This is a genomic window from Citrobacter sp. C348, assembly GCF_047467975.1.
Lineage (GTDB): Bacteria > Pseudomonadota > Gammaproteobacteria > Enterobacterales > Enterobacteriaceae > Citrobacter > Citrobacter gillenii.
In genome coordinates this window covers 192,039-204,350 of sequence record NZ_JASJUJ010000008.1, presented here as the reverse complement: position 1 = coordinate 204,350, position 12,312 = coordinate 192,039, and the positions used below count along the sequence as shown (strand labels likewise).

General features: G+C 51.9%; 11 protein-coding genes. 4 read left to right on the top strand and 7 right to left on the bottom strand.

Features of this window, described 5'->3' with window-relative positions; all coding sequences use genetic code 11:
* Positions 1–3 precede the first annotated feature (3 nt).
* A complete protein-coding gene (locus QNN86_RS16345) occupies positions 4–1,389 on the bottom strand; it encodes a NarK family nitrate/nitrite MFS transporter (RefSeq protein ID WP_414211741.1) in 1,386 nt (461 codons plus the stop codon).
* Positions 1,390–1,596: 207 nt separating this feature from the next.
* Positions 1,597–2,175 carry a TetR family transcriptional regulator gene (locus tag QNN86_RS16340; protein WP_115258482.1) on the bottom strand — a complete coding sequence of 193 codons (579 nt, stop codon included), beginning with the start codon at positions 2,173–2,175 and terminating at the stop codon, positions 1,597–1,599.
* Between the two features lie 117 nt (positions 2,176–2,292).
* On the opposite strand from QNN86_RS16340, the gene QNN86_RS16335 reads away from it, so the two are divergent.
* Entirely contained in the window at positions 2,293–3,780 is a 1,488-nt protein-coding gene (locus QNN86_RS16335; RefSeq protein ID WP_181616960.1) for an MFS transporter, read from the top strand.
* On the opposite strand, the gene QNN86_RS16330 is transcribed toward QNN86_RS16335, so the two are convergent.
* The 3 genes from QNN86_RS16330 to yddG all read right to left on the bottom strand — a co-directional run bounded on the left by QNN86_RS16330 (position 3,781) and on the right by yddG (position 6,726).
* Positions 3,781–4,161, bottom strand: coding sequence for a GFA family protein (locus QNN86_RS16330; RefSeq protein WP_096759399.1), 381 nt, complete (start codon positions 4,159–4,161; stop codon positions 3,781–3,783). It lies immediately after the preceding gene.
* A 143-nt stretch (positions 4,162–4,304) separates the two neighbouring features.
* The gene (ompD, locus tag QNN86_RS16325; RefSeq protein WP_414211738.1) at positions 4,305–5,384 is read right to left on the bottom strand and encodes a porin OmpD; all 1,080 of its coding nucleotides are present in this window, start codon (positions 5,382–5,384) and stop codon (positions 4,305–4,307) included.
* A 460-nt stretch (positions 5,385–5,844) separates the two neighbouring features.
* Positions 5,845–6,726, bottom strand: coding sequence for an aromatic amino acid efflux DMT transporter YddG (yddG, locus tag QNN86_RS16320; protein ID WP_414211736.1), 882 nt, complete (start codon positions 6,724–6,726; stop codon positions 5,845–5,847).
* A gap of 288 nt (positions 6,727–7,014) precedes the next feature.
* On the opposite strand from yddG, the gene fdnG reads away from it, so the two are divergent.
* The 3 genes from fdnG to fdnI are packed head-to-tail and all read left to right on the top strand — an operon-like array spanning position 7,015 to position 11,609.
* Complete coding sequence (fdnG, locus tag QNN86_RS16315; protein WP_414211734.1) at positions 7,015–10,062, top strand: formate dehydrogenase-N subunit alpha; 3,048 nt, start codon at positions 7,015–7,017, stop codon at positions 10,060–10,062.
* Positions 10,063–10,075: 13 nt separating this feature from the next.
* On the top strand, positions 10,076–10,960 hold the full coding sequence (gene fdnH, locus QNN86_RS16310; RefSeq protein WP_115258486.1) for a formate dehydrogenase N subunit beta: 885 nt from the start codon (positions 10,076–10,078) through the stop codon (positions 10,958–10,960).
* Positions 10,953–11,609 (top strand): formate dehydrogenase-N subunit gamma, encoded by a 657-nt coding sequence (gene fdnI, locus QNN86_RS16305; protein ID WP_096757031.1) that lies wholly within the window; start codon positions 10,953–10,955, stop codon positions 11,607–11,609. Before fdnH ends, fdnI begins: the two co-directional genes overlap by 8 nt.
* A 105-nt stretch (positions 11,610–11,714) precedes the next feature.
* Here fdnI and QNN86_RS16300 read toward each other — a convergent pair whose 3' ends face one another.
* Together QNN86_RS16300 and QNN86_RS16295 are read right to left on the bottom strand one after the other, a co-directional pair.
* Positions 11,715–11,999 carry a HigA family addiction module antitoxin gene (locus QNN86_RS16300; protein WP_096757032.1) on the bottom strand — a complete coding sequence of 95 codons (285 nt, stop codon included), beginning with the start codon at positions 11,997–11,999 and terminating at the stop codon, positions 11,715–11,717.
* Positions 11,999–12,277: a type II toxin-antitoxin system RelE/ParE family toxin gene (locus QNN86_RS16295; RefSeq protein ID WP_181619432.1), complete on the bottom strand. Its 279-nt coding sequence runs from the start codon at positions 12,275–12,277 to the stop codon at positions 11,999–12,001. Before QNN86_RS16295 ends, QNN86_RS16300 begins: the two co-directional genes overlap by 1 nt.
* Positions 12,278–12,312 lie beyond the last annotated feature (35 nt).

Here is a 12,312-nt window from a genome sequence, read left to right as displayed (position 1 = left end):
TTGTTATTTTTTTTGCGATTTGCGGCCATAGACCAGCCAGGTCACCAGCACGCAGACGATGTAAAACACTAAAAATATTTTCATGGCGCCTACCGGGGAGCCAGTCATTGCCAGCGAGGTGCCGAAGGCTTTCGGGATAAAGAAACCACCTACTGCGCCAATGGCCGAGATAAAACCAAGGGCCGCTGCGGTGTCGGTTACCGCTTCGCGCTGGGCCTGTTCTTCTGTACCCCCGTGCAGCTTCACGCGGTAAATGGTGATTTTGCGAAAGATCACCGCAATCATCTGGAAGGTTGAGCCGCTGCCCAGACCGGCGGTCAGGAACAGCCCCATAAACACCAGGTAGAAGGCGGTGAAGTTTCCCGACCCCGAACCCGGCAAGGTGAGGAACAGCAGGCCGCTAAACAGCGCCATGAACATAAAGTTGATTAACGTTACGCGTACGCCACCAAACTTGTCGGAGATAACGCCGCCTGCAGAGCGCGCCAGTGCGCCGATAAACGGTCCGAAGAACGCCAGTTGCAGAATATTCACGTCAGGAAACTGGGTTTTGGCCAGCATGGCAAACCCGGCGGAAAAACCGATAAATGAACCGAAGGTGGCGAGATACAACAGGCTTAACAGCCACAGATGAAAACGCTTCAGTACCGGCAGCTGCGAGGCGATAGAGGCTTTGGAACTGGCGATATCGTTCATGCCGATGCCCGCTGCCAGAGTGGAGAGCAGCAGCAATGGCACCCAAATCCAGGCGGCGTTGGTCAATGACAGTAACGAACCATCAGGTTGCGGCACGCCCTGGACGCCGAGGAAGGTAAAAATAGGCAGAAAAATCACCAGCGGGGCGATCAATTGCATCACGCTGACGCCCAGATTGCCGAGACCGCCGTTAACGCCGAGCGCGCTGCCTTGCTTCGCTTTCGGGAAGAAGAAGCTGATATTGCCCATGCTGGAGGCAAAGTTGGCGCCAGCAAAACCACACATCAGCGCAATAACGATAAATACGCCAAACGGAGTAGACGTATTTTGCACCGCAAATCCGAGCCACAGGCACGGGATAACAAGAATTGCAGTGCTAAAAACCGTCCAGCGGCGGCCGCCAAATATAGGCACCATAAAGGAGTAGGGGACACGTAATATTGCACCAGAAAGGGACGGTAATGCGGTTAATAAAAAAAGTTGATCGGTGGTGAAATTAAAACCAATTTTATTTAAGTTTACTGCTACGGCGCTAAATAGCATCCAGACACAGAACGCAAGAAGGAGACAACTGACTGATATCCAGAGGTTTCTTCGGGCAATATGCTTACCTTTATTTTCCCAAAAGGCGGCATTTTCTGGTTTCCAGTCGGTTAAAAGATAACGATTATTTTTCTCATTTGAAGGTGACATATTATCCTCACATGCGCACGTCGTTCAAGAAATAAACGCATACAGAGCCGTACTGGCCCTGATTAGAAATTATTGAAAAGCGTTAAGAATATTGAATGAAAGGATAGATAAAAAAGCGCAATAGTGCGGAGTGAGTGGAGAATTAAGCGTTGCTTATGTGTTACTAATTGTAAATATAAAAGATACATTGTTAATGTATCAATAACATTAACTAAACAGCTCCAGACGAATCATTCGATCCAGATGCCGTGTAAAGGCCGGATCCGCCATTTCTGACATCCCCAGCGCATACATACCGTCGAGGCCACACACGAGACCGATCAAGCGCCAGGCGACGTCGGCGGCATCCGGTTCGGCCAAAAACTCACCTTCTTGCTGGCCGCGAAGAATGATCGCCGTTGTTTCTTCATGCCACATGCGCATGGTCAGTAGGTAGGCGCTTTTGATTTCGGGGTCTTTGTCAGCCAGGATCTGCGCTTCTCGCCAGAGTTTAATGTACGGCTCAAACCCGCCGTCATCACTGCCAAGCATAGCGTGGAGTTGCTCGCGGAAGGTCGCACCTTCGCTGACCTGTTCCGCATCAAGCAGGGTACGAATCAGACGAACAAACGCCTGAGACTTAAGCTCACCGGCTGACGTGAAATGGTGATGCAGTTGGCCGGTCGCCACTTTCGCCTCGGTGGCAATGCGTCGTACCGTCATGGCGCTAAACCCTTCTTCCAGCGCGACGCGCATGGCCGCCTGCAGGATCACTTCCCGACGTTCATCCCGATTCAAATAGCTCATACATCCCCCATCTACCCGTGTTGAAGGCAGTCTAACAAAAAGTTGGACATATGTTCAATTTTCCGTAGGATCGTCAAAGCTGGACATGTGTCCAGTTTGAGTTTTGTAGGGAGTTTTATGTTTCGTCAGTGGTTAACGTTAGTGATTATTGTGCTGGTCTACATCCCTGTTGCGATTGATGCAACGGTGCTGCACGTTGCCGCGCCCACGCTGAGTATGACGCTGGGTGCCAGTGGTAACGAGCTGCTGTGGATCATTGATATTTATTCCCTGGTGATGGCAGGGATGGTGCTGCCGATGGGGGCACTGGGCGATCGCATTGGCTTTAAACGCCTGCTGCTGCTGGGCGGAGGCCTGTTTGGTCTGGCCTCGCTGGCTGCAGCCTTTGCACATACCGCCGGATGGCTTATCGCCACGCGCGCCGTGTTGGCAATTGGTGCGGCAATGATCGTCCCGGCGACGCTGGCCGGTATTCGTGCGACCTTTGCTGAACAGCGCCACCGTAATATGGCGCTTGGCGTCTGGGCGGCGGTCGGTTCCGGCGGGGCAGCATTTGGTCCGCTGGTTGGCGGTATGCTGCTGGAGCACTTCTATTGGGGTTCTGTATTCTTAATCAATGTGCCGATTGTGTTAGTGGTGATGGCATTGACCGCGCGTTACGTTCCGCGCCAAACCGGTCGTCGCGATCAGTCATTAAATTTCGGTCATGCGATTATGCTGATTGTCGCCATTCTGCTGCTGGTGTATAGCGCGAAAACGGCGCTGAAGGGACACATCGCGACGGGCGTGATTGTGCTGACGCTGTTGGTAGGTGGTTTGTTGCTGGGGCAGTTCGTGCGCATCCAGCTTGCTGCATCGCGCCCGATGATCGATATGCGACTGTTTACCCATCGCATTATTTTAAGCGGCGTGGTGATGGCAATGACCGCGATGATAACCCTGGTGGGCTTTGAACTATTAATGGCTCAGGAGCTGCAGTTTGTGCACGGATTAACCCCGTATCAGGCGGGTCTGTTTATGCTGCCGGTGATGCTGGCGAGCGGATTCAGCGGACCGATTGCCGGGATGCTGGTGTCGCGTCTGGGACTACGCTGTGTGGCTACCGCAGGCATGGCGCTGAGCGCCGTCAGCTTCTACGGGCTGGCGATGACCGATTTTAGCACCCAGCAGATCCAGGCCTGGATATTAATGGCCCTGTTGGGCTTCAGTGCCGCCAGCGCGCTGTTAGCCTCCACGGCGGCCATTATGGCGGCAGCGCCCGCAGAAAAAGCCGCCGCTGCTGGGGCTATCGAAACCATGGCCTACGAGTTGGGTGCGGGTCTGGGGATCGCGATTTTCGGTTTACTGCTGAGCCGCAGTTTTTCCGCGTCAATTCTGCCGCCTGCAGGACTTAACCCACAGGAGCTTGAGCGCGCCTCATCATCGATGGGGGAAGCGGTACAGCTGGCGCACTCGCTTCCGCCCTCACTCAGTGAGGCGCTGTTGACGGCCGCCAGAGACGCCTTTACCTGGTCGCATAGCGTGGCATTGAGCAGCGCGGGCAGCATGCTGATCGTCCTGGCGGTAGGAATGTGGTTCAGTCTGGCAAAAGTGAAACAGCAATAACTAGTGGGCTAAATGGCAGGGGTAATCCATCTCTTCGACTTCCTTTCCACTCAGTCGAGCATATTGCCCCGTCAGTCGCCAGAACGCAGGCTGTGTTTCAGTGTAGATCTCTGCCGCTAAAATCAGGCGGCGGCGGTCTACTTCGTTCAGTTCCAGCAATGTCCACGGAATAAAGTAGCGTTCGCTGTCGGTCAGCGTAAACCACAGCGGGCATCCGCAACCGGAACAGAAGAAACGTTCACCACGATTTGAAGAAGGAAAGTGCGAAGGCTCCGCAGATTCTGGTGACATCAGCGGATGACCGCTGGCTTCCAGGTACATGGCGATGCCACCAGACCACTTCTGGCACAGCGTGCAGTGGCAGGCATAGACATCAAGCATGTCGACGTTAACGGTAAAATGACTTTGTCCGCAAAGACAACGACCTGTGAACGTCTGCACGGCATACTCCTTATGACCGAGTCTACTTCAAGAGAAAAAGCCAGCCCTGGATGGACTGGCTTTGTATTTCACTTACAACAAAATTAGAACTGGTAGTTCAGACCAACTGCCACGATGTTGTCAGTGCTAACACGTGCGTCAGAAGTGAATTTGTTGTCGTCCAGCAGGTTGATTTTGTAATCAACGAAGGTGGACATGTTTTTGTTGAAGTAGTAGGTCGCACCCAGATCTACGTATTCAACCAGGTCCTGGTCGCCGTAAACACCCAGATCTTTACCTTTGGATTTCAGGTAAGCGATGGACGGACGCAGACCGAAGTCGAACTGGTACTGAGCAACAGCTTCAAAGTTCTGAGCTTTGTTAGCGATACCGTCAACTTTACCGAACGTGGTCATGTTACGAGTTTCAGAGTAGGTGGTTGCCAGGTAGATGTTGTTCGCATCATATTTCAGGCCAGCAGCCCATACTTCTGCGTTTTTACCGGAAGCGTAGAATTCGTTATTGCCATTACGCATCTGGTCATCAGTACGGTCAGATTTCGCATAGGTTGCACCGATGCCGAAGCCTTCGTATTCATAAGTAGTAGACAGACCGAAACCGTCGCCATTTGCTTCAATGTCTGTGCTGCGATCGTTTTTGCCCTGATACTGAGCAGCAAAGTTCAGACCTTCAACCAGACCGAAGAAGTCGGTGTTACGGTAGGTTGCAACGCCGGTAGCACGCTGGGTCATGAACACGTCAGTCTGGGTCCAGGTATCACCGCCGAACTCAGGCAGAACGTCGGTCCATGCGCCGATGTCGTAGGCTACGCCGTAGTTACGGCCGTAGTCGAAAGAACCGTATTCAGCGAATTTCAGGCCAGCGAATGCCAGACGGGTTTTGTCTGCTTCGGCGCCCTGATCTTCAGAACGGTTACCTTTGAATTCATATTCCCACTGGCCATAACCAACCAGCTGGTCGTTGATCTGGGTTTCGCCTTTGAAGCCCATACGTGCGTAAGTTTTGTCGCCATCGCTGCTGGTGTCGTCAGAGAAGTGATGCTGAGCGTGAACTTTACCGTACAGATCCAGTTTGTTGCCGTCTTTGTTATATACCTCAGCTGCGTTTACCGCACCTGCTGCCAACAGGGAAGTCACTGCCACTGCAACTAATTTAAGTTTCATTCTTAATAATCCTTATAATTTTCTTCTTGGTGTGATTCCTAAACCATTGCTAAACGAAGGGGTTCGTCAATGGCGAACTATTTTTAAATGACCTTGTGGTATGAGTTCAATAATAAGTTTCATATTATTGCAGAATATTTGAAGTTGTGTGATCTAGATCTACTTAATACAACTGATTGTATTAGTCGTAATAGGTAACTTATCTGGATGGGTATATTTACGTAGGGGACTATTGTGGTGTCTATGGTTTAATTAGCGTTAATTTCGCTTGTATAATATATGCATTCGGAGGGTTATAGATAACCACGCAATATTTTCGGTGGTTAATCAATTACCAGATATTTAACATTTAATTAAACAAAATAAAACATAAAACGCAAGTAAAATGGGCAACATTTCGCCATTAATTTGACTCCAGTGTAGCCGGGTTTTGATTTTATGCTCAAACCCGGCTAATCATTCAGGCGCGGCGTGTTGCCAGCCAGCACAGCAACGAGCCGGCGCAGACCATCAGTGCACCTTGCCAGAACGAAAATGACAGCGGGGCGCTCAGCAGCACGGCGGCAAGTGCTGAAGAGAGGACCGGTGTGAAATAAGAGCCAACGGCCATAACCGTGACGTTCCCGTGCAGGATACCGATATTCCACGCTGCATAGGCAAATCCTAAGGTTAATGCGGCGGTAAACAGTTTAATGGTCACCGGTGTGCTGAACACCATCTCAGGTTGTGGCGTAATAAAATAATAAATCCACAAACTGGTGGCCGTCAGTAAAACGAACACGGTGATGCCGTTAAAGCCTTTTGCATATTTATTGGTCACCGTGCAATAGGTCGCCCAGATAAATGCGCCAAGAAAAGCGAGAAAATAACTGAGCGGGCTACTGGCAACGTTGCTGATAATTTCACTTAGGTTAAGTCCATTATCTCCACCTAATACCCAGCAAACGCCGGTCAATGCCACGATTAATCCGGGGATAACCAGCCAGGTTGTTTTTTGACCATTAAATAATATCGCAAACAATATGGTCAGGCTGGGCCAGAGATAATTAACCATACCGACCTCAATCGCCTGGTGGCGGGTGGCGGCATAGCCCAGCGCTAACGCTAAACATATTTCATAGCTAACGAACAGTACGCTGCCGGCGATTAAATAGCGAACGGGAAACTTACGGATATTCGGGAAGCCAGCGGTGAATATTAGTAGCAGACCGCTTAAAGAAAAGATCATGGCAGCGCCGCCCGCAGGCCCCAGTCCTTCGCTAACACCACGGATAAGCCCAACCATGGTGCTCCAGAGTATGATGGCGATAAGCCCAATCAACGTTGCTTTTTGTTTTGTCATTCGATTTGTCTGTCCATAGTACTGGCAAAAAAATGGAGCTGAAATGTATAGCACTTTTGGGGCGTAGCACGCTAACGAATTAGCTTTTGGCTAACCCCTTGTGGGTATGAGGGTTAAACAAACTGCACTATTTAGTAGCGGAACCGTTTCGTTATTGATTTGACGCAAAAAATTTATGGATATAGCTGTTAGTTTCGTCGCGAAGTTGTACACATCACCTTTCAAGCTGCCGCTTTAGTGCAACGAGAAGGTGCCAGTGTACGCATCCCTGCAAAAAAGAGGAAAGCAATGGACGTCAGCCGCAGACAATTCTTTAAAATCTGCGCGGGCGGTATGGCGGGAACAACAGTAGCCGCACTGGGTTTTGCACCCAAGATGGCTCTGGCTCAGGCGCGAAATTACAAGCTGATACGCGCGAAAGAGATCCGAAACACCTGCACATACTGTTCCGTAGGTTGCGGGCTATTAATGTATAGCCTGGGTGATGGAGCAAAAAATGCCAAAGAATCGATTTACCATATCGAGGGGGATCCGGATCATCCGGTGAGCCGTGGGGCATTATGTCCGAAGGGCGCAGGATTACTGGACTACGTACACAGTGAAAACCGTTTACGTTATCCTGAATATCGCGCTCCGGGTTCCGATAAATGGCAGCGCATTAGCTGGGATGAAGCATTCACCCGCATTGCAAAATTAATGAAAGCCGACCGTGACGCCAACTTCATTGAGAAGAACGAGCAGGGCGTAACGGTAAACCGCTGGCTTTCAACCGGGATGCTGTGCGCATCTGCGGCAAGTAATGAAACCGGCATGCTGACGCAAAAATTTGTGCGCTCACTCGGCATGCTGGCGGTAGACAACCAGGCGCGCGTCTGACACGGACCAACGGTAGCAAGTCTTGCTCCAACATTTGGTCGCGGTGCAATGACCAACCACTGGGTTGATATCAAAAACGCTAACGTCGTGATGGTGATGGGCGGTAACGCCGCTGAAGCGCATCCGGTGGGATTCCGCTGGGCGATGGAAGCCAAGAACAACAATGATGCCACGCTGATTGTTGTCGATCCCCGTTTTACACGTACAGCCTCCGTCGCGGACATTTACGCGCCGATTCGTTCCGGTACGGACATTACGTTCCTTGCCGGTGTGCTGCTGTACCTGATTGAAAACAACAAAATTAACGCTGAATACGTTAAGCACTACACTAACGCCAGCTTGCTGGTGCGGGATGATTTTGCTTTTGAAGACGGTCTGTTCAGCGGCTACGACGCAGAAAAACGTCAATACGATAAATCGTCGTGGAACTACCAGTTCGATGAAAACGGCTACGCCAAACGCGATGAAACGCTGTCCCATCCGCGTTGTGTCTGGAACTTGCTGAAACAGCACGTTTCCCGCTATACGCCGGACGTGGTGGAAAACATCTGCGGTACGCCAAAAGCCGACTTCCTGAAAGTGTGCGAAGTGCTGGCCTCCACCAGCGCGGCCGACCGTACCACCACCTTCCTGTACGCACTGGGCTGGACTCAGCATACCGTCGGCGCGCAGAACATCCGTACCATGGCGATGATCCAGTTGCTGCTCGGTAACATGGGGATGGCCGGTGGCGGTGTGAATGCCTTGCGCGGTCACTCCAACATTCAGGGGTTAACCGACTTAGGTCTGCTGTCGACCAGCCTGCCGGGCTACCTGACGCTGCCGTCGGAGAAACAGACCGATCTGCAAACGTATCTGGCAGCGAATACGCCAAAAGCCACGCTGGCCGATCAGGTGAACTACTGGGGTAACTATCCTAAGTTCTTCGTTAGCCTGATGAAATCTTTCTACGGCGATGCGGCGCAGAAAGACAACGACTGGGGCTTTAACTGGCTGCCGAAGTGGGATCAGTCCTACGACGTCATTAAATACTTCAACATGATGGATAGCGGGAAAGTCACCGGCTACATCTGTCAGGGCTTTAACCCGGTTGCGTCCTTCCCGGACAAAAACAAAGTGGTGCAGTCTCTGAGCAAGCTGAAGTATCTGGTGGTTATCGATCCGCTGGTGACCGAAACCTCCACGTTCTGGCAAAACCACGGCGAATCGAACGATGTCGATCCATCGACTATCCAGACTGAAGTATTCCGTCTGCCATCAACCTGCTTTGCGGAAGAGGACGGCTCGATTGCCAACTCCGGACGCTGGCTGCAGTGGCACTGGAAAGGTCAGGATGCACCGGGCGAAGCGCGCAATGACGGCGAAATTTTGGCCGGTATTTACCATCGTCTGCGCAATATGTATCGCACCGAAGGCGGTAAAGGCGTAGAACCGGTACTGAAAATGAGCTGGAGCTACAAGCAGCCGGACGAACCGCATTCAGAAGAAGTGGCGAAAGAGAATAACGGCTATGCGCTGGAAGATCTCTATGATGCCAACGGCGTGCTGGTGGCGAAGAAAGGCCAGTTGCTGAACAGCTTTGCGCTGCTGCGTGATGACGGTACCACGGCATCCTCCTGCTGGATTTACACCGGTAGCTGGACCGAACAGGGCAACCAGATGGCTAACCGCGATAACTCTGATCCGTCGGGACTGGGGAATACGCTGGGTTGGGCCTGGGCATGGCCACTGAACCGCCGCGTGCTGTATAACCGCGCATCGGTCGATCCGCAGGGTAAACCGTGGGATCCGAAGCGCATGCTGATCAAGTGGAACGGAACGAAATGGACGGGTAACGATATCCCGGACTTCAACAACGCACCGCCGGGCAGCGCGACCAATCCGTTTATCATGCAACCGGAAGGTCTGGGTCGTCTGTTCGCCATCGACAAGCTGGCGGAAGGGCCGTTCCCGGAACACTACGAGCCGATGGAAACGCCGCTGGGCACCAACCCGCTGCACCCGAACGTCATCTCTAACCCGGCAGCACGTCTGTACGAAGCGGATGCGTTACGTATGGGGAACAAGAATGACTTCCCATATGTTGGTACGACCTATCGTCTGACCGAACATTTCCACACCTGGACCAAGCACGCGTTGTTGAATGCGATTGCCCAGCCAGAGCAGTTTGTGGAAATCAGCGAAACGCTGGCGGCGGCGAAAGGGATTGCCAACGGCGATCACGTGAAAGTCAGCAGCAAGCGCGGGTTCATTCGTGCGGTTGCGGTGGTGACGCGTCGTCTGCGCTCGCTGAACGTCAACGGTCAGCAGGTAGAGACGGTGGGGATCCCGATTCACTGGGGCTTTGAAGGAGTCGCGCGTAAAGGCTTTATCGCCAACACCCTGACGCCAAATGTCGGTGATGCAAACTCGCAAACGCCGGAATACAAAGCGTTTTTAGTTAACATCGAGAAGGCGTAAGGGAGGCGATCATATGTCTATGGAAACGCAGGACATCATCAAAAGGTCCGCTACCAACTCCATCACGCCGCCTCCTCAGGCACGTGATTACAAAGCAGAAGTCGCGAAGCTGATCGACGTTTCCACCTGTATTGGCTGTAAGGCCTGTCAGGTGGCGTGTTCAGAGTGGAACGATATCCGTGATGAAGTCGGCCATTGCGTCGGGGTGTACGACAACCCGGCCGATCTCAGCGCCAAATCCTGGACGGTGATGCGTTTTACCGAAACCGAACAGAATGGCAAGCTGGAATGGCTGATTCGTAAAGACGGCTGTATGCACTGTGAAGATCCGGGCTGCCTGAAGGCGTGCCCGTCTGCCGGAGCCATCATCCAGTACGCCAACGGGATTGTCGATTTCCAGTCTGAGCATTGCATTGGCTGCGGTTATTGTATTGCCGGGTGTCCATTTAATATTCCGCGCCTCAATAAAGAGGATAACCGCGTGTATAAATGTACGCTGTGTGTGGATCGCGTGAGCGTCGGGCAGGAACCTGCCTGCGTGAAAACGTGTCCGACCGGGGCGATACATTTCGGCACTAAGCAAGAGATGCTGGAAATGGCCGAGCAGCGCGTGGAGAAACTGAAATCGCGCGGCTACGAACATGCCGGTGTCTACAACCCGCAGGGTGTGGGTGGAACGCACGTTATGTACGTCCTGCATCACGCCAACCAGCCGGAGTTGTACCACGGTTTGCCAAAAGATCCGCAGATAGATACGTCTATCAATCTGTGGAAAGGGGCGCTGAAACCGCTGGCCGCCGCCGGATTTATCGCCACCTTCGCCGGGCTGATTTACCACTACATTGGTATTGGCCCGAACAAGGAAGTGGACGACGACGAGGAGGATCATCATGAGTAAGTCGAAAATGATTGTGCGCACGAAGTTTATCGATCGCGCCTGTCACTGGACGGTGGTGATCTGCTTCTTTCTGGTGTCGCTGTCGGGGATTTCGTTTTTCTTCCCGACGCTGCAATGGCTGACGCAGACCTTCGGTACACCGCAGATGGGGCGTATTTTGCACCCGTTCTTCGGACTGCTGATTTTCGTCGCGCTGATGTTTATGTTTGTGCGCTTTGTGCACCACAACATCCCAGATAAGAAAGATATTCCGTGGCTGAAAAACATTGTGGAAGTGCTGAAGGGTAATGAACACAAGGTAGCGGACGTCGGTAAGTACAACGCCGGACAAAAAATGATGTTCTGGTCGATCATGAGCATGATTTTTGTGCTGTTGATTACCGGGGTGATTATCTGGCGTCCGTACTTTGCGCAGTTCTTCCCAATGCAGGTTGTGCGTTACAGCCTGCTGATCCACGCTGCGGCAGGCATTATTTTGATGCACGCCATCCTCATCCATATGTACATGGCATTTTGGGTGAAAGGATCGATTAAAGGCATGGTCGAAGGGAAAGTCAGCCGCCGCTGGGCGAAGAAGCATCACCCACGCTGGTATCGCGAAGTCGAAAAAGCCGAAGCCAAAAAAGAGAACGAGCAAGGGCTGCAATAACCCATTGACGTTCTGCTGATAAAAATGGCGCTACATCGGTAGCGCCATTTTTTTGCCCATTAAGACCTGCCGGATGGCGTAAGCTTATTCGGCCTACAATACCCGTTACTGTGCTACCAGTTTGCGCAGACGTGAGATATCCACGCTTTTTTGCGCTTCTGCCAGACTCCAGGCATTCTGCAGATTCAGCCACATTTCGGGCGAACTGCCGATCACCACTGAAAGTTTGATCGCCATTTCCGGGGTTAATGCTGCCTTGCCCGTTAACAGTCGGCTCGCGGTTGAGGGGGCAATTTCCATTGCTCTGGCAAATTCGCGCAAACTGACGTTTAACTCATCCAGCGCTTCCTGAATAATATCCCCCGGACGGGGATGATTAGCCATTTTCATCAATGATAGTCCTCGTAATCCAGAATGTATGCATCGCCATTGACGAATTCAAACGTAATCCGCCAGTTGCCTGAAACAGAAATCGACCAAATGCCGTCACGATCGCCCGTTAACGCATGCAGTTTATAACCGGGCATATTGATATCTGTTACATGGCTTGCTGCATCAATAACGGCAAGTCGGTGCCGCAATCGCCGAACATGCTTCGCCGTCACGCCTGATGTTCGCCCATGAAGAAACAAGTCGCGCAACCCTTTATGTCTGAAGTTCATGATCATCCATACCGTCCTTGTTCCCTCAAGAGGAACACTAT